The 17,708-nt window shown below is 59.3% G+C and carries 15 protein-coding genes and 3 pseudogenes; 6 read left to right on the top strand and 12 right to left on the bottom strand.

The genetic code is table 11. The features are described from left to right. Nucleotides 1-975 precede the first annotated feature (975 nt). Nucleotides 976-1,953: an AraC-like ligand-binding domain-containing protein gene (locus tag NCS02_RS32775; protein ID WP_250523602.1), complete on the bottom strand. Its 978-nt coding sequence runs from the start codon at nucleotides 1,951-1,953 to the stop codon at nucleotides 976-978. A gap of 214 nt (nucleotides 1,954-2,167) precedes the next feature. Between NCS02_RS32775 and NCS02_RS32770 the strand changes: the two genes are divergently transcribed. The 3 genes from NCS02_RS32770 to NCS02_RS32760 all read left to right on the top strand — a co-directional run bounded on the left by NCS02_RS32770 (nucleotide 2,168) and on the right by NCS02_RS32760 (nucleotide 7,368). Next, nucleotides 2,168-3,004: a cupin domain-containing protein gene (locus NCS02_RS32770; RefSeq protein WP_250523601.1), complete on the top strand. Its 837-nt coding sequence runs from the start codon at nucleotides 2,168-2,170 to the stop codon at nucleotides 3,002-3,004. A gap of 289 nt (nucleotides 3,005-3,293) precedes the next feature. Then, nucleotides 3,294-4,625, top strand: coding sequence for an MFS transporter (locus NCS02_RS32765; protein ID WP_250523600.1), 1,332 nt, complete (start codon nucleotides 3,294-3,296; stop codon nucleotides 4,623-4,625). A 1,132-nt stretch (nucleotides 4,626-5,757) separates the two neighbouring features. Continuing rightward, nucleotides 5,758-7,368 (top strand): acyl-CoA synthetase, encoded by a 1,611-nt coding sequence (locus NCS02_RS32760; RefSeq protein WP_250523599.1) that lies wholly within the window; start codon nucleotides 5,758-5,760, stop codon nucleotides 7,366-7,368. Nucleotides 7,369-7,909: 541 nt separating this feature from the next. Here the strand turns inward: NCS02_RS32760 and NCS02_RS32750 are convergent. The 4 genes from NCS02_RS32750 to NCS02_RS32735 all read right to left on the bottom strand — a co-directional run bounded on the left by NCS02_RS32750 (nucleotide 7,910) and on the right by NCS02_RS32735 (nucleotide 11,811). Beyond that, on the bottom strand, nucleotides 7,910-8,722 hold the full coding sequence (locus tag NCS02_RS32750) for an IS4 family transposase (RefSeq protein ID WP_284507667.1): 813 nt from the start codon (nucleotides 8,720-8,722) through the stop codon (nucleotides 7,910-7,912). Nucleotides 8,723-8,755: 33 nt separating this feature from the next. Further along, a complete protein-coding gene (gene istB / locus NCS02_RS32745) occupies nucleotides 8,756-9,544 on the bottom strand; it encodes an IS21-like element helper ATPase IstB (protein WP_250523597.1) in 789 nt (262 codons plus the stop codon). 2 nt (nucleotides 9,545-9,546) lie between these two features. Next, a complete protein-coding gene (istA, locus tag NCS02_RS32740; protein ID WP_061121662.1) occupies nucleotides 9,547-11,073 on the bottom strand; it encodes an IS21 family transposase in 1,527 nt (508 codons plus the stop codon). A 198-nt stretch (nucleotides 11,074-11,271) separates the two neighbouring features. Then, entirely contained in the window at nucleotides 11,272-11,811 is a 540-nt protein-coding gene (locus tag NCS02_RS32735; RefSeq protein ID WP_250523619.1) for a hypothetical protein, read from the bottom strand. Between NCS02_RS32735 and NCS02_RS32730 the strand changes: the two genes are divergently transcribed. Further along, nucleotides 11,763-11,969, top strand: coding sequence for a transposase (locus NCS02_RS32730; RefSeq protein ID WP_502800917.1), 207 nt, complete (start codon nucleotides 11,763-11,765; stop codon nucleotides 11,967-11,969). The genes NCS02_RS32735 and NCS02_RS32730 overlap by 49 nt on opposite strands. Here the strand turns inward: NCS02_RS32730 and NCS02_RS32725 are convergent. Together NCS02_RS32725 and NCS02_RS32720 are read right to left on the bottom strand one after the other, a co-directional pair. Beyond that, nucleotides 11,917-12,087, bottom strand: coding sequence for a hypothetical protein (locus NCS02_RS32725; protein WP_250523618.1), 171 nt, complete (start codon nucleotides 12,085-12,087; stop codon nucleotides 11,917-11,919). The two genes, NCS02_RS32730 and NCS02_RS32725, sit on opposite strands and share 53 nt — an antisense overlap. An 86-nt stretch (nucleotides 12,088-12,173) precedes the next feature. Then, a pseudogene (locus tag NCS02_RS32720) lies at nucleotides 12,174-12,377 on the bottom strand (IS66 family transposase); the annotation flags it as partial. 26 nt (nucleotides 12,378-12,403) lie between these two features. On the opposite strand from NCS02_RS32720, the pseudogene NCS02_RS36650 reads away from it, so the two are divergent. Beyond that, nucleotides 12,404-12,722: pseudogene (locus tag NCS02_RS36650) on the top strand (IS66 family transposase); the annotation flags it as partial. Beyond that, nucleotides 12,686-12,794, top strand: a pseudogene (locus tag NCS02_RS36645) (transposase domain-containing protein); the annotation flags it as partial. The pseudogenes NCS02_RS36650 and NCS02_RS36645, both read left to right, overlap by 37 nt. Nucleotides 12,795-13,405: 611 nt before the next feature. Here NCS02_RS36645 and NCS02_RS32715 read toward each other — a convergent pair. The 5 genes from NCS02_RS32715 to NCS02_RS32695 all read right to left on the bottom strand — a co-directional run bounded on the left by NCS02_RS32715 (nucleotide 13,406) and on the right by NCS02_RS32695 (nucleotide 17,707). Continuing rightward, on the bottom strand, nucleotides 13,406-14,197 hold the full coding sequence (locus tag NCS02_RS32715) for a CbtA family protein (protein WP_250523596.1): 792 nt from the start codon (nucleotides 14,195-14,197) through the stop codon (nucleotides 13,406-13,408). A 9-nt stretch (nucleotides 14,198-14,206) separates the two neighbouring features. Then, the gene (locus NCS02_RS32710; RefSeq protein ID WP_250523595.1) at nucleotides 14,207-14,416 is read right to left on the bottom strand and encodes a CbtB domain-containing protein; all 210 of its coding nucleotides are present in this window, start codon (nucleotides 14,414-14,416) and stop codon (nucleotides 14,207-14,209) included. A gap of 485 nt (nucleotides 14,417-14,901) precedes the next feature. Beyond that, complete coding sequence (locus tag NCS02_RS32705; protein ID WP_250523594.1) at nucleotides 14,902-16,320, bottom strand: amidase; 1,419 nt, start codon at nucleotides 16,318-16,320, stop codon at nucleotides 14,902-14,904. Further along, a complete protein-coding gene (locus NCS02_RS32700; protein ID WP_250523593.1) occupies nucleotides 16,310-16,534 on the bottom strand; it encodes a hypothetical protein in 225 nt (74 codons plus the stop codon). Before NCS02_RS32700 ends, NCS02_RS32705 begins: the two co-directional genes overlap by 11 nt. Before the next feature lie 159 nt (nucleotides 16,535-16,693). Then, nucleotides 16,694-17,707: a CobW family GTP-binding protein gene (locus NCS02_RS32695; protein WP_250523592.1), complete on the bottom strand. Its 1,014-nt coding sequence runs from the start codon at nucleotides 17,705-17,707 to the stop codon at nucleotides 16,694-16,696. Between the last annotated feature and the right edge of the window lies 1 nt (nucleotide 17,708).

The following is a 17,708-nucleotide window of genomic DNA, read 5'->3' as shown; positions in this document are numbered from 1 at the left end:
CTACACAGGGCTTCTAGATGCCGCCTACTCACTTGACGAACAGGCAGCCGGCCGCAACCCCGAAGTTTCGCGAGTTCTTTCCGGTGCGATTACTCTCGACACACTGTTCCGGCGCGGAGCATTGGACGCGGACCTTCAGGATGCCGCGATCGACCTTGAACTCGCCGTGTCGAAGGGAACATCGCACCTAGACGCCAGACGGCGGGCGCGCGCTGCGGATTTGGCTAACGCGACGCGTGCCTTCGCGGCCCGATACGCAGAGCGATGCGTGGGCGCGGACTGAGTGTAACGTATGCTTGAGAAGACGTTTTCAAGACGCCGGATTGGTCGTTTCAGCAACAAGCCGTCCTCCGACGTGAAATATGGAATCCGAGAAGTTCCGGTATAGGAGCGTGTTTTGACGGTGCGCTCCACCGGTCTCGTCGCCAAATACTTCCGGAGCTCGGCGCCATCGAAGCAGAATAGACTCTCCGCAGATGCAAACCAAGCTTCTCAGAAGCGAGACCAGGCTAGGTAGCGCCTCTACATTACGAGACTTCGGTCGCCGTTGGCCAAAGGTATCTCGGTTCGCGCCTTTGTTCGCCGAGTAGAGTACTCGGCGGCGCAAATGTGTCGTCGCCGTGCAAGACGACATGTTGACTATGCCGGCGGCATTTGATGGCACAGTCGCCTCACTTCGTCGCCCGCGAGGCTGAGAGAGCGCTGTAGGCTCGACAATCGGGGAGCGCCCGGCGAGATTGGAGTTTCTGGTTTTTGACGCGGTCTTGTCAATCGACGCAGTCTCGCCGTCACGCCAGTTGCCGTTGAGTGCCCGCATGTGACGCAATGGATTTCCATTTGTCGACTCTCTTATTGGAGATCCGGCAGGCGCGTCTGTCGGCCAATGGTGGCCGATTGATCACATTTCGCAACGTCATTCCCGCGATAAAGCCTGCTGTGCTCGCTCATCAGGCGCGCGTGAGAGGCGGGACTCGCTCACCGGCTGCTCGAAGCAGTTTTCGACGAATGTTTCGGAGAGTCGCTCTCTTTTTTCACAGCAAGCGGCGAAACACCGTACTGTTTCTTGAAGGCGCGACTGAAATGCGAAAGGTCGGAAAAACCGAAGCGAAGGGCCGCTTCAGTAACGTTGCGTACACTGGCTTCCTTTAGGGCGCAATAGCTCGCCTCGATGCGGCGCTTCCAAAGCCAACTCATCGGCGTCGCACCTTGCTGTGCGAACGCGCGCGTGAGCGTCCGACTCGATACCCCCTGCGCCGCGGCTATCTGTTCGACATCTAGTGTCGGCACGTCGAGATTGCGATCGATATACGCCTTAGTGCGCGCAACCAGCGCCTCATGTGCGGAGACATGACCGGGTCGCCCCGCCTGCCATTCGAGGGTCGCCGCCAGCATATCAACGATCGCGCTCGCCACTAGCGAGGCGGTGCTTGCCTGATTCTCCGACAGCTTTAGCGCGTTCGCCTCGCGAATCATCCGCGTTAGCAAATCGCCGGTCGGCAGACCTGCGCCGATCCGCGTTGCGGTAAACGCTTCCGCGAGCGGAAAACGGTAGTTCAGCACCTTGCGCGGCACTTCGACGATGCAGAGCGCGCCCGCTGCTAGCTCGAATTGGAACGGCCGCGCCGCGTCGTAGAGCACAAGATCGCCTTCATGCTGAAGAACAGCGCGGCCGTCCTGCTCAAGCCTTCCCTCCCCTTGCATCATCAGGCCAACCCAGTAGCTGTCGTTTGGTCCGGTGCGGATATGTGTGCTCTCGCGCTTCCAGCTATGACGCGGCGCAATTAGTTCGCTCATGCTCAGCGTGCCTAGATCACGCACGCGCAGGCTGCCGTCAAACGGGTTGCCGTCGAGGGGCACGCTCGCCGCGGGAATGCAATGGCGACAAACGACTTCCTGCCAGTAAGCAAAACGTTGCGATGGCGGGACGGCGACAGTCGTATAGATGTGATCCATGGCCCAGAAACCTACAAAAGCCCGTCGGGAGATGTGCGGTTAGCTGTGTTCGTCTGAGGTTCGACAGCTTAATCTAAGAGTCGTTAGCGGATTTGGCAACTAGCAGTTTCACTGCTTGCTGCCATGGCAACTGCCTCCGCCTGTCGCCCACGTTCCAAACAGGCGGCTGGCAGAAGCCACTCACCGCGCGAGCGCTCAGCTACGATCGGGCTTCATGCCCCGCTGGGCTGCAGCATGCGCCCGGTGCGTGCGAGTCATCATACGTACAGCAAAAAAAATACTCAACCAGAGGAAGTCCATGACAGCGCAATTGGCAGATTTCTTCCCTGCAGTCGAAACGGCGCTCGATTCGGTGCCCGGACTTGCGATCGGCACAGCGGTGCTACCGCGCTCGCAGGCAACGTCGTGGCGCAGCCACTCGGCCGCGAGCGTGATCGTCATGTGTCTGCACGGACGGCTACGCATCGACATCGATAAGCCGATGTACGCAGCTGATCTTGTACCAGGCGAGCTATACACGTTTCCACCGAATCTGACCTATCGACTGGCGGCGCCCCACTGCGACGTACGGTTTGTGCTGATCAGAGCCGGCGCGCCGTGGGACTTGTCCGAGGCGAGCGTCGCGCATATGGACCGTGAGCCGTTTTTGCGCGACGAGCCCGCACCACGCGACAACGCTTTCGACGGCGTCGTCGACGACGATCTCGACGCCTATCGCGCCGGCTACACGCGGGTCGACGTGCTTGCGCGCGCAGACGCGCTGCGCGTGCTGATCCTCGGTCTCGGCGAAAAGCGCTGCGTGCCATGGCATAGCCACGACCATGTCGCAGATACATTTTTCTGCATCGACGGCCCGATGCGGGTTATCACGCGCAATCCTGACGCCACGAACGTGCTGATGCCTGGCGAAACGTGTCGCGCGCACGCGCGACAGCCGCATTTTGTTTCCGGTACAAGCGGAAACGCGTGTCTCTTTCTGATCGTACAAGGCGGGGGTCAGTACAACTACGTACCGTTCAAAACTTCGCAGATGGGGCAGCCATTGCAGTGATGCTGAGTTTTCCTCGGCGTAATTGCAATCCGCGCTACCGAGAAATGCAGGCGGTAACCGTATCGGGAAGCGACGGCGCTAGCTGACGAAAATCGGTCACCTGTTGGAACGTGCGACCTGCAAACGCGCGGCAACGAGCGAGTAGACGCCTGCATCAGTGCCGCTTGCGTCGCCGTGCGGCAGCGTCTCTGGCCGGGGCGGACCATCAAGCTGGCGCGGTAAGTCAGGCGTCAGCAATTTCCGCTTCTTACGATGCGCTATCCCTATACGGACCAAAACGGATATTTTTATGCACACGCCGCCTCATCAAGCGCTGCCGATCGACACGCCGCTTCCTCAGTCGCAACGATCGCGTCCACTTGGCCACCGTGACTACCGCACGCTCGCACTTGCCGCGCTCGGCGGCATGCTTGAGTTTTACGATTTCGTGATATTCGTATTCTTTACGTCGGTGATCGGCACCCTTTTTTTTCCGCCCAGCAGCCCGGAATGGCTGCGTCAGTTGCAAACCTTTGGCATTTTTGCGATCGGATATTTCATTCGGCCGGTCGGCGGCGTCGTGATGGCGCATTTCGGCGACGTACTGGGCCGTAAGAAAATGTTTACGCTGAGCGTGCTGCTGATGTCGGTTCCCACACTCCTGATCGGGATGCTGCCACCGTACGCGCGGATTGGCTTCGCAGCACCGCTGCTGCTGCTCGCGATGCGCGTGCTGCAGGGTGCCGCAGTCGGCGGCGAAGTGCCTGGTGCCTGGGTGTTCGTCGCCGAGCACGTGCCGCGCCGTCACGTCGGCTTCGCATGCGGCACGCTTACGGGTGGCCTCACCGCAGGGATTCTGCTCGGCTCGCTAATCGCCACCGGGATCAACACTGCGTTCACCCGCAACGAGATCCTCACTTACGCATGGCGGCTGCCGTTTCTGGCGGGCGGCGTGTTCGGCATCGCGGCGATGTTCCTGCGACGCTGGCTCGAGGAAACGCCCGTCTTTCGCGAATTGCAGGCGAATCGCGCACTCGCTTCGGAATTGCCGCTAAGGACTGTGTTGCGTTCGCACTGGCGTGGCGTCGCACTCTCGATGACCCTCACATGGGCGCTGTCAGCGGTCATTATTGTGATCGTGCTGATGATGCCCGCGCTGATGCAAAAGAACTTCCATCTGCCCGCCGCCGACACTCTCGTTGGGAACAGCATAGCCACTGTCGCGCTGACGATCGGCTGCGTCGTCGCCGGTGCGCTTTCCGATCGGATGGGTCCGCGCATCGTGCTTTCATGCGGCGCCATGCTACTAGCAGCAAGCTTCACCTGGTTCTATTGCCAGCTGTCAGCGGGCGCGCCGCTGGGCGCGTGGCTTTTTTCGTACACGGCGACGGGCTTCGCAGTGGGCATGATCGGCGCAATCCCGCTGATGATGGTGCGCGCGTTTCCCCCGGCGATCCGGTTCTCCGGCATCTCGTTCTCGTACAACGTCGCATATGCAATTTTCGGCGGCCTTACGCCGATCCTGATTGCCCTCGCGAGCGCAGTGACTGTGCGCGCGCCAGTTATCTATGTGGTCGCGTTATGCGCTGTAGCGATCCTCGCCGCGCTCTTCCATCGGGGCCGCACGCACGAGGACGCGTAGCAGCGTCGGAGGTTTGCCGGCGCCTGCCACGCGCCGCGGCGTTCTACGCCGCGCACGAAGCCACGTGACGCGAACTTCGGCGCCCGGCTCTTCACTATCGGTCAGCGTCCAATCAAGTAAGTTCCTCTTGCTTGCTGCGCCTATGGAAGCAGACAGCAACGTAATAGACAGGCGCACAGTCGTCCGTCGCTGGCGATCTTGTCCGCCAGTAAACCCGGAGCCTCCATGCCCGCATCGGGGATGTGGGTGGGAAGTTGCTTGCCGGTCCAATATCGCCCGGACCGGCCCTGACGTGCACTGTGCAGTTGATCGGCTCCATGGTCGCGTGGCGTGAGAAGCGACTGTTCGTAGACCGGCATCGACGCGTGTTTTCGCATGGGAGAATGCCTTGTCTGCGTTCCCGTCATTCCACGCGATACATCAGTCTTTTTAGTCTTTTGCTGGGCGGCTGTCGCCATGTCGTCTCAGAACTGGGCCGTCGTCACGCCCGCGCCCGGGCCCTTCATCCCACTGAACGATGAGCGCGGCCGCGCCGCGTTTGACGGCCGGCACAGATGTGCTCGCAGATGACCCACACACGCTCATCAAACCAAAGGCTGAGCTTCGCAGCGCCATCCACCTTCCCCGGCGAATACAGCCGCTTGACTGGCTTGCCGATAAGCCTTGGATCCTTCGAGGTCTTGAGCGTCAGCCTCTGCGGTACGAGCATCTTTGCGGCCGCTTCCACGAGATCGGCGATAGTTCGCGCTCTGTTTGCTCGATACGCGCATGACCATGCCGCCCTGCGCGTTAAAACTATCGAGATTGCATCGCCACTGCTGCGCCGCTGCGGCAACTAGCACGGTGCGCGCGGCCGCGCCCGGTGACGCAGTGGGTCCGAAGCGCAGCGAATGGATGTCGAGTCGCCGGTCAGTTGACCGCCGAGCAACGGGTCCGCGAAAAGCATTTTATCGGCGCATGTGCGATCGCGACGCTGAAACCCCGAGAAAGCCAGCCGCTGAGCTAATCGGTTTTCGCGCACTACTGCGACGGCGGGCGCTGTCCCAGTAAAACAAGCGATCCGGCCCGCTCGGTCAAGCTCGCTGGCGCCCGACCGCTAAGATGGCGACTTTGCCACGCGCCGACGAGACCCATGCTACCAGCCGATTGCAGTTCCTACGAAGACGCCGCGCGCGACTTTACGTGGCGGGTGCCCGCACGCTACAACATCGCGCACGACGCCTGCGACAAATGGGCCGACGGGTCCCAGCGTCTTGCGCTGATCGTCGAGCATGCCGACGGCACCGATTCGCGCTACACGTTCGACGATCTGCACACTTTATCGGTGCGCTTCGCCAACGCGCTGCTCGCCCACGGCGTAGTGCGGGGCGATCGCGTCGCGATCTTTGTGCGACAGTCGGTCGAAGCGGCCGTCGCACACCTGGCGGCTTACAGAATCGGAAGCATCGCAGTGCCGCTGTTCGCGCTCTTCGGCACCGAGGCCCTCGCATATCGTCTCGCCGATTCCGGCGCGCGAGCGATCATCACCGACCGCCAGGGCGCCGCCAAGCTCGATGCCATCGACGTCGAGTTGCCCGAACTGCACCATCGCTTCTTAACCAATGGCGAAGCGCCGTCGTTCTGGAACGTGATCGGAGTCGCCGGCGTCTCCGATCCGCGCGTTGATACCGCCGCCGACGATCCTGCGATCATCATCTACACGTCCGGCACTACTGGCAAACCAAAGGGTGCCCTACACGCGCACCGAGTCTTGCTTGGTCATCTGCCGGGCGTGGAGATGTCGCAACAGGGCTTTCCTCGCGACGCCGCCCTAATGTGGACGCCCGCTGACTGGGCGTGGATCGGTGGCCTCTTCGACGTTCTTTTGCCCGCATGGCATCACGGCGTGCCGGTACTCGCATGCCGGTTCGATAAGTTCGACGGCGCGTCCACCTTCGAGCTGCTCGCAAGGCATCGCGTGAGCCACGCCTTCCTGCCGCCGACAGCTTTGAAAATGATGCGAGCGACCTCGCTCGCCGCGCCGCCGCAACTCGCGTTGCGTTCGGTGGCAAGCGGAGGCGAGCCGCTGGGGGAGGCGCTGCTAGCGTGGGGACGCGCGACGCTCGGCGTGACGATCAACGAGTTCTACGGCCAGACTGAATGCAACATGGTGCTCTCGTCGTGCGCGCGATGGTTCTCGCCGGTCGGCGGCGCGATGGGGCGAGCAGTGCCAGGTCACGATGTCGCGATAGTCGATGAGAACGGTCGGCGTCTTCCGCGCGGCTCAACCGGTTCGATCGCCGTCGCGAAGCCAGATCCGGTGATGTTTCTCGGCTACTGGCACGATGACGCCGCTACCGCAGCGAAATATCGCGGCGACTTTCTTATCACGGGCGATCTCGGTCGGGAGGACGACGGAGGATTCATTCACTTTCTCGGCCGCGACGACGACGTCATAACCAGCGCTGGCTACCGTATAGGCCCCGGACCTATCGAAGATTGCCTGACCCGTCACCCCGCGGTGCGGTTTGCGGCGGTGGTCGGTGCGCCCGATGCTGCGCGCACCGAGATTGTCTGCGCCTTCATCGTGCTCAACGAGGGGCATGCGCCTGGCGATGCGCTCGCGCACGATCTGCAAGAGTACGTGAAAACTAACCTCGCTGCGCACGAATACCCGCGTATCGTGCGCTTCATCGACGCGCTCCCGCTGACGGCAACCGGGAAGGTCGTGCGCCGTGAATTGCGCGAAGCGCTCAAAGGATAAAGGTTCTGTGCGCTCCTAGTTGATCGAGACTGATCCAGTTCGCCAAATGTCACGCCCGATCTCGATCCGCGCGTGCCAGCGCTGGACATCCGGTATAGAGGCGTCCCGGTCGACATATTTGCCGGCAGAACGGTGGCGATCATCGCCGCACTGGCATTACTTCCCGTCAACGCCTGCGCCGGCATCGGCGCTGTGACCACCGGCGTACGCTCCGCGTGACGCTCGGGACGACATGCGAATTTGAAGCGAGCGTGCTGAAGCACTGAGGCCTTTGCTTCGACATGCTATTGTTCGCTGACCTCTTCGCCCAAACGGCGCAGACCATGCGCGCAGCACGGACCTACCTTCTCGCTTTTGGGTAGGCCCTATTCAATGCGCTGGCGCGGCAGGTCCGCCGATAACGGTTTACCCCCTGGTTTGCTTCTTGTCGGTGTCGGCGCATCAGGGTAAGCGTCGCGGCACGGCCGTCTTGATCTGCGCAATCTGAGACGCCAAAGTGGTTCCCACCATTTTCGAGTCTGGTCTTTACCCACAAATAAGGTCATTCGTTCTGCCTGAAGATGCGGTACATCTCCGTAATCTCGTGCAGAGCGAGAAAGCCGCGCCACATAACGGTTGGCCCAGGTGGACGATCATGCTTGCGCGCGAGGTAACCGCCGAGTTTTGCGATCCATAGCGCGACCTGCATCAGCGTTGGAAGCCGAGCAGGCAACGTCGTCGTGTTGTGTACGCGGCAATACAACGCGCGCCATTCGAGTGGTTGAAGCAGCACATCGCATGGCAGATCGCCGTCTATTCGAGCCAGCAACGTCGCGTACAAGATGCGCCAACTGATTACGGCAAATAAGGCGGTGGCACGCACGAATCGATCGAGATTGCCGAATTGCCGTGCCTCGACGCGACAACCGCTCTTGAGTATGCGATGCCACGACTCGATCGTCCAACGCCGCTCACACCATTTCAGGCGCTCCAGTGCTTCTTCGCGAGTATTCGTGGGCACCGAGGTGAGTAGCATCCATTCAAGGGGTTCATGACCTTCGGCAACATCCGCTTCTATGGCGTGAATCGCGAACACCTCAACGTTGGGTAATCTTCTGGGGCGTCGATAGCGCGGTGGGCGCAAGCTCACTGGCGCGCATCGCAACGTTAGGCGTGCGGTGCGTGCGACCGTGCTACCCGTACCTGGAATCCTCAATCCATCGAAGCCCAGCACCGGCGCTGCGACGATCGTATCCCACAGATACTTCTGCGGATGCGCCACCCTGCGATTCCAGCTCGCACGAACTAGCCAGTCGACGCCAGCTGTTGCCTTTCGCCGTAAAGGAGCCGGGTGTTTTCGGCGTAATGGCGCCAGAGAAAGGCGCCTGTTTCGGGGCTCGAACGGGGATCAAGAATCCTTGTTTTTACCTCCTTTCGCAAGTGCTGATTTGTTGCTCTCGGGCATCGGACGAGGGACGCGATAGCTTTCACCGTCGAGCACGACGCGGTATGCCGCATGTCGCAGGCGATCGAGCGTTGCGGCGCCGAGCATTTTGTTGGTCGCGAACGCGTCGCCCCATTCCGTAAAATCCAAATTACTCGTTAAGACAGTCGATGTACGCTCGTACCTCTCGGCAATGAGATCGTGGAAGTCTTCGTCTTCGGGCGTGCGCATGGGTTTCAGTCCAAAGTCGTCAATGATGAGCAACGGCACCTTGGCAAGCGCCTGGAATCGCCGTTCGTAGGAGCCCACGGCTTGCGCGTTGCGTAGCGTGCTGAGAAGCCGGGTCTGGGTCATGAACAGGACATCGTGACCTTGCCGGGCGGCCGCATGGCCCAGTGCCTGCGCCAGATGGCTTTTGCCCGTTCCGCACGGACCGGCGATCAGCACGCTGACCCTCTCATCGATGAACCGGCAGGTCGCGAGATCATGGACGACGGCGCGATTGAGGTTGGGTAGCCGGTCGAAGTCGAAACCCTCGAGTGTCTTCTGTCCACGGAAGTTGGCGCGGCGCATGCGGGCGTCGAGCTTTCGATGATCGCGCCGTGCGATCTCGTCCTGGATGAGCAACGTCAGGAAGTCTGTATAGGCAAGCTTGCGGTCGATGACTTCACGGTTGCGTGCTTCGAGCGTGTCGAGGATGCCGGATAGTCGCAATTGCTTAAGAGAAGACGTGAGTTCGGGAATTGGATTCATGTTCAATGGATCAGGAGAGTCTGGGTATCGCGGCAGAAGCGGCCGCCGTGGGTGTAGGTGGTCGCGCCCGATTCAACAGGTTCGTTCGACAGCCAGGTCTGATCGAGGCCTTTCTGCAAGATCAGCTTGACGGCTTTGTAGCTTGGATTGCCGAAGTGATTCGCGCGACGGCAGGCCGCCTCCAGGCGAGATGCGCCGAACTGCTGGGCGAAGCGCAGCACGCCCTGTACGGCGCGCAGCTTGATGAGAACCCGATCGCCAAAGAGCGCGTGAACAAGCGCGTAGCAGGACGGCCCGATGCGTTGCGCTTCTCTCAGGCACCATTGGGTGTCGTGCATTTGCCAGGCCTGTGCTGCTGGCGGCATGTGATCGGCCACAGTGATACGCGTTCCTGGCGCAGTTTGGCGGACATGCGATGCCGACAGTTCGTGCTCGTAGTAGAGCTGCACCATGGTGGCGGTCGCCTTGAGCCATAGATCTTTACCGGCAAGCCGGAACGGCACGGAATAATAGGCGCGCTCAAATTGCACATGGGCGTCGCGATGGACCTTCACGCGCGCCCAGGTTGCCAGCTCCGGTGGCACATCGGGAAGCGGCTGCAACAGCGCCTGTTCGACACCTTCGAAACGCTTGAGCGGCACCTCGCGCGTCGTGCCATGGGTCCGGGTGCTGGCCTCTTGCATCACCCAGGCTTGCGCTTGCCGGTTGGCGTCGTCAAGATCACGGAATTCGCGAAGAGGAAGGAAGCTCGACTTCACGTATTTGACGCCCGATTCGACAATTCCTTTTTTAGCCGGGTCCCTCGGCGGACATGGATCGACCTTGAACAAGTACCCTTCGGCGCATTGCGCGTAAGCGCGCTGGACTTCGGGTTCGTAGATACAGGCCTTGACGATGGCACACTTGGGGTTATCTATGATGACGCGTCCCACTACGCCATTGAACCATTCGAAGGCATGACGGTGACATAGCAACCATGTGTCGACGCTCTGGTCGCGGACAAACTCAACGTATTGATGCCGCGACCAGCACAGCGTCATCACAAAGAACCACGTTTTGTGGATCTCGCCGGTGTGCGCATCGGTGATGGTCGGACCTGCGCCGAAATCAACCTGCGCGGCTTCTGCAGGTTTGAACTCCAGCCGCATCGGTACGTCCGGCGTGAGCTCCGCCTTCAATTGCTGAAGCAGCCTGTAGACGGATGAGTAACTTCCCGCGTAGCCGTGGTTTCGCACCAGCGCGCTGTGAATCGTCGTGCCGGGGACGCCTGCGTCATGCCACTGGGCAATCTGTTCGCGCCACGGCTCGGCCGACGAGATACAGCTCGTGGGCAGGAACTCCTTGCGGCTGAACGCTGTAGCAAGCTGCGCGTCATCCGGCAGAGCGTTGTCCGGAGAAAGCCACCCGCGCTCGGTCGCGATCTCCCGCACGGCCGCGAGCTTCTTACGGCCCATGATCTTCGACCGGTCGATATCCCGGTCGGAGTCACCCTGGCGCATTCGCACCAGAACCTGTCGATATTGGTACATCTCGAACTTCCTCTTCAAGCCACCCTCCGGAGCAAATGCGTGCCAGGAGAGTAGCGGTTGGCGAAGTTCGAGCGCCCGACTCAGACGCCAAAGGCGCGTTTACGGCGAAAATCTACCGGCGCCTATATGCCGAAAGACTTGTGGCGCCTAAACGCCGAAAAGTCCCTGGCGCCTTTACGCCGAAAACGGTTTGGTTCCTTAACGGCGAAAGTTCACACCAGCAGGGCGATCGGCCTTGAATACGTCGTAGATGTCTCCCTCACGATCGCATATGCCAATGCAATGCGTCTGCGGACAATGCGCTTTGAGCGTGCTCAGGTGTTCCAGTCCTTCAAGCCATTTCGCGCTTTCCTTCTCCCGGATCGTGCGCCGCCTGCGCAACTCGCCCTTACCGCGCTCCTCGGGTGTACGCGTCCAGGTCTTCATGCCCAACACACCCAACGGCAACCCTTCTGGGGTTACCGCCAGCATGCTATGCATCATAAAACCGCGATGATTATGGCCTGCGCAATGGCCTAGACCTTCCGTCGCATGCAGATGCGTAAGATTAAAGTCGGTCGTGTCCTGTACAGCCAACACGACCGACCCCTCCCGCATGCGTTCGAGCGTTCGACCAATCGGGATCGCTCGCATCAGACAATGTTGAACATCGCCCACACAAATGTCATTTTCGAGTAGCGGGAACCATTTTGGGATCAGAAGAGAAACCGGCGTCGGGGACGCGTAGAGGAAGCCCAAACCACAGTCCGGAGTTTCGACGCCGCCTGGCCGAGGCTGCATGTGAGCCTGGCGTCTCGGTTTCGAACCTCGCCCGAGAGCATGGCATCAACGCGAATATGTTGTTCAAGTGGCGGCGCCGGTATCGGCGCCGAGCAGCTTGCCGCTTGTTCCGGTAACGGTCGTAGAAAGCGCGTCGGGCACAAGCACTTCAACACCGTCGGTCCAATAGGAAATCGTGAAGCCCTCCACGAGCGTCGGCACGATTGAAGTTCGGATCGGCCGGGCGGTGGTCAAGGTCGATGGCGTAGTTGACGCCGAAATGCTGCGTACGGTTCTGACAACCCCGTCGCACGGCCGCATTGTCGATGTTCTAAACCGCGTCGAAGGCTAAGCCGATCGATATGCCGGTCAAGTTGTTCGGATTTGCGACCGAAGTGCATGCGCCTGAGCTTGTCGATCTGCGCCTTCAGGCGCTCGAGCTCCTGGTCGCGTTCGGCGATCTCCTGGCGCATCTTCGCCATCGATGCCTGCTGCTCGAGCACCAAGGCGTGGAGCTCGGCAATGGTTTGTAAACTGCGGTGCATGCCCGATCATGCTCCGCTTCCGGACAAACCACAGTCGCCTGTACGAGGCGCTGCGCAAGACACTCCTGTCGCAACAGCTGGCTCACGACGACGAGACAAACAACGGTACAGGTGCTCAAAGAGCCGGGCAAAGCCGCCCGCCCAGAGCACCTCGTGCATGTGGGTGTTACCGCAGCGCCAAAGGCTGTTCTGAGCCCATCATGCTGTTCGACTATCAGCCAAGGCGCGCCGAGAGCAATATCCTCAGGCCTTTGTTGCGGGCTACAAGGGCCTGCTTATGACCGAGAAGAGTATTCCGGCTGGCGTACGCTCGAAACGTTGAGCCCTATGCATATGTCCTGCATGTGCTCACCGAACTGCCGCAGCGCAAGCCGCAGGGGCGATGTCACTGACCTCCTGCCGTTCAACTTCGCGAAACGCGTTTCAGAAAGCCATACCGCGCTTGATCAGACCGATATAACCCCGACAGCGGATCGATGCCGAACACCCGACCGCTACCTCCGAATTCTGGGCGTATCCTCATAAGGCAACCACAGCGACACCCTTGCTGCGACTCGAGACCGGCCGCCACCATGCCTCCTCAGAGCGAAGAATCCGCGCTAGTGCTGGCGGATCGTCAGATCGCGGAAGCCCTGCGGCGAATCGCGCAGCAAGAAATGCGCGTTAGCGACCAGAAGGAGTGCGGAAGAGATTCGTCGCACTCAGAACAGCTCCTTTACATCATGCGGGACATCCTCTGCTCCTTTACGGAGCATCGGCGCCAACTTGAGGAAGATCTTGAAAGAGAGCGGCGCTATCTGAAAGCCCTCGCCCCCTGAGCAACGTCTCGACGACGCCTTGTTAGACATCCGCATTCGGTGCGCTCAAACGAGCGCTTACCGCGAACCAGACGTTTTTCCGAGACGCCGACGCGCATGAAGCTAGGCTTACCGATGGGCGTTGCAGTTGCATAGGTCCAAGATTCGGTGTTTTGATCTTCTGATCGCTAAAAGACGCGAAATTAACCACAGACAGCAAGATGGACGCCATCAATACAACACATCTTTCCCGGAACGGCGCTGTTTCATGCTTGCGCGATGAGACAGCCAACTAAACGCGAGGCCAAGGCTCGTCCACAGTAGGCACTGCAAGCCCCAAGCTGTTATCCGGAAATTCCACAAAAGAGTTGCAGGAAACCCGGTCGGAACTTCATCAATCGTTGGCATTGCAGGGAAGAGTACCGCAGCCGCGGCCATATACATGGATACCGACAAGAGGGCCGCCTTCGTATTCCCAAGCTTGAAACGCCAAGCGCTGTAAAAGCGTAGTGCAACAACCAGAAGCGCCACTGACAAGGCAATGGCCACGAAAAACCACGCCGTGCGGGCTCCGATCGTCTCGGGACTCCCAACGGCAGGGGGGTTAGGTGGATACTTCAAAGCTGGCACCAGCGCCAGCGCTATGAAGCCGCCGATCGAAAGATACAACGACAGTGTCGTTGCATCGGCTTTCCAAATGCGACCATAGACAACGGCGAATACAAGTGAGAATAATCCGCCTATCGCTGCCCCAAATCCGACCAGCGCTGTCAGCAAGCCGGCTCCGCTTTGTGTTTGCCGACTCACCACATTGTCCGAAGCAGTTTCCTCGTGATGGTGCTGATGAGCATGAGGCAATAACTTGCCCGCATCGTCCTGCAACAAAGTAGAGTGCGCACTGCGTTGCTCGATAGCAATCGCGCTAGTAACTAGCGGCTCGCCTGCCAGTCGTGCGAAGACGAAGGCGATTAATGCAGCAATGACGCCTGCAAGCATCCCACGCAACAACAATCTACCAGCCATTTCCGCACCTCAATGACAAGGAAACCCAAGGAGGTGCCGGCCATCGTGCACAAACTCGTGGACATATGTTCCCGAGATGAGCGAGGTTGCGCTTTGCTCGGCACCAACGAAATAGATTGCAATCAGGCAAAGCAATCCTCCAAAGACAAGCCAAGGCGCAACTTCGTTCAGGGGGATCGCGGACGGGGTGCTCACCGCACCGGTGACTGCTTCGCTCATGCTCGCTCCTTTCTTTCGATGGTGGGTTAGACGGGAAGGAACAGGCCGTTGCGGCCCGAAAAAGGGCAGGCGCATTACGAGGCGCTCGACCTTACCCAATGCTAGGCTCAACTCCGGACTTAGACTTGCCTCTCCTTGCCATTACATTTGTCTAGCGCAGACAAGGCAATCCGCAACGCTCGCCACTCGACGGGCTTTATCGATTGTGCGAGTCCTTGCGGCATCCTCCTCTCCTCAAGTCTCGGGGACGAGACTACGCATAACTGCCTACGCGCGATCAGCGGGGTTCGATGGTCCGCAGACCCCGGCTGTGTCGCGGGAGCGACTTCGACCAACACCGCGAGCGCCACAATCGTTCGCCCGGTGCTATGGGAACAGCAATGCTAAAGCGTTCCCTTCTGCCGCCGCACGGTTATCGCCTGACGCTAGAATCCATGCCGACACGTGAGGGCCCCACCTCTCTCTGTAAAGCAGCGTCGTCGGGACTATGCTGATGGGCTAGGATGTCTTGTATGGAAGTCCGTCGCTGTTTGAAACGCGTGTCCCACTGAGAAAAGCTTTGACTCTGAGAACGGTGCGCCAATGATCTGCATGCCGATCGGTAGGCCATCCGAATCGAACCCACATGGAACAGCGAGCGAGGGAAGGCCGGTCAAGCTCGGCACCCCGGTGAACTGCATGATCGCGGATAGCATGTCCTCTTCGACATCGTTCTCAATGACAACCTTGGTTGCTCCCAAGGTCGTTGCAGTGAATGGTAAGGTAGGGCAAACAAAAACATCAACCTTCCTAAATGCATCGATGAACTCCGCGCGAAGGAGAGACCGGTAACGTTGAGCTTGCAGGTAGTGCGTCGCCAAAAGCATCTCGCCCACCTCTAAGAGCGCGCGCACATCGCTCCCGTAATCGCGCGGCCGCACACGCAAAGCATCTTGATGGTATGTACTCGGCTCTGCTGACTCGATGGTGAGTTGCGCGGAAATATTCCCATCAATGTGCTTGATATCGACTTCGATAAGTTGCGCGCCCAAGCCCTCGAAGGTGCGCAACGCTTGCTCCACAGCTTCCTTCACTTCTGCTTGCAGATGCGAGAAAAAGTATCGCGGCACCACTCCAATACGCAGACCTCGCACGCCCGAATCGAGCCGGGCAACATAATCATCAACGGCGCAGGGCGACGTTGCAAGGTCCATCGGATCGGGCCCTGCGATCGCGTTGAAGATCAATGCACAGTCTTCCACCGTTCGAGTCATTGGGCCAGCGGTGTCCATGCTCCATGCAAGCGGGATAATACCTGAGTTACTAACTCTTCCGTATGTAGGCCGCAGCCCGACACATCCATTGATCGCGGACGGTAGCCGAATAGATCCGCCTGTGTCTGTACCAAGCGCTCCGAAGCAAAGGCCTGCGGCCACGGCAGCCCCGGAACCGCCGCTCGAGCCAGCGGGGAACCTGCTTGTATCCCACGGATTGCGCACGTGCCCATAGTGAGGGTTGGCTGAAGTGCCGCCCCACGCGAACTCATGCATATTAGTTTTACCGACAAAGATTGACCCTGCTTGCTTCAGCTTGGCGATAACAGTCGCATCCTTTTCCGGATACCAATCAGCAAGGATCTTGCTCCCAGCAGTGGTTCTTTGGCCACGGATCCCAATGTTGTCCTTAATCGCGAGTGGCACGCCATGCAGAGGACCAAGGTCGTATCCAGCGGAGAGCATTAGTTCCGCCGCAGTCGCGGCTTTTCTTGCTGAGTCTTCGGTCACTGAGATGAACGCACACAGACCATCGTTATGTAGTTCAATTTCGGCAAGGGAAGCGTTAAGCAGATCGGTCGGGCTGACTTCACCTTTGCGAATTAGTTTCGCCGCCGCAGCAATCGACAGTCTTGCCAATTCACAGCTCATGCGTCACCTCACCGTGTACGGCGGTTTGTAGAAACCCCGTGATCGGCGTCACGTGCGCGAATTCCGGTGCGCTCATCTTCGCTGACAGGGCGTTCGCGTCTTTCAGCCACGCTGCCAAAATTTCGCTGATGATTGCGACCCGGCCCTGTTCAAGCGGGAGATTTGAGTGTTCAGCCGTCGTAGCAATCAGTTGCTCGACACTTCGATTGCGCATTGTCGCTCTCCATCAGTAGATTTGGTGCAGACGGATCGGTCTGATCTGAAACGTTTGGTTATGCGGCTCAACGAGGGGTCAATTGATTGCGCGTTGGGCGTCTGGTGCATCCCCTTGGTAAGTCCATCCATAGCGCTGCCGCACCGCTCTTCTTCCTTGCTATGCCGCCGCTGGCGCGGCCGGTTGTATCAAGCAGCCTTCGAGCGCTCGTCTAATCTCACGCTCTGGCAGCTTTCGACCGATGAACACGATGTTCGTCACGCGTTTTTCGTCGAACCAAGGCTGTCCCACATCGGAGCGCATGACCATATGTACGCCTTGAAGAACGACCTTGCGCTCAAAGCCGGCGTACGACAAGACGCCCTTGTAGCGCATCAGTTCCGTTCCATGCTTTTGAATCATCTCTTGCAAATGCTGGGTAATCATTGCTGGGTCGAAAGGCAGCAGCGAGGAAAACACAAATGACCCGATTTCATCGTCGTGCTCGTGAGCCACGTCGCTGAGGAAGTCAGGCTCGATGTCGAGTACCGAACTAAGAGAGAAGCAACTTACATCTAGAAGAGCTTGGAGGTCCGTTCGACCCAAGCAGACCAATGCTATTCGTGCGCGAGCATTGATTTTGCGTAGACGAGCTGAAAGCGCTTCTACCGCCTGAGAGCCGACCAAATCTGCCTTGCTCACCAGCAGTCTGTCCGCGAACGCCACCTGCTCGACCGCCTCATGATGCGCATCGAGCTGGGCGCCGGCATGGACAGCGTCAACAAGTGTGACGATGGCATCGAGGACATAGCATTGGGAAATGTCTTCTTCAACGAAGAAGGTCTGCGCGACGGGGGCCGGGTCGGCCAAGCCGGTCGTCTCGATAATTACACGACTGAAATCAATCTCGCCTGCAGCGCGGCGACGATAGAGATCGGACAAGATGCGCACAAGGTCACCGCGTACCTTGCAGCAGATGCACCCGTTGTTTATTTCGATTACCTGTTCGCTTCGGTCCTCGAACAAAAGGTCCGCGTCGACGCTTGTTTCGCCAAATTCGTTTTCAATTATCGCGATTCGCTCGTCTTGACGCTCGCTGAGAATGTTTTTGAGCAACGTAGTCTTTCCCGCGCCCAAGAAGCCAGTGAGAATGGTCACAGGCAATTTCGATTCGATTTGTCTTGTAGCGTTCACG

The organism is Caballeronia sp. NCF2 (assembly GCF_023631205.1).
Classification (GTDB): domain Bacteria; phylum Pseudomonadota; class Gammaproteobacteria; order Burkholderiales; family Burkholderiaceae; genus Caballeronia; species Caballeronia zhejiangensis.
The sequence above is the reverse complement of the archived record's forward strand: the minus strand, read 5'-3'. Positions and strand labels throughout refer to the sequence as shown.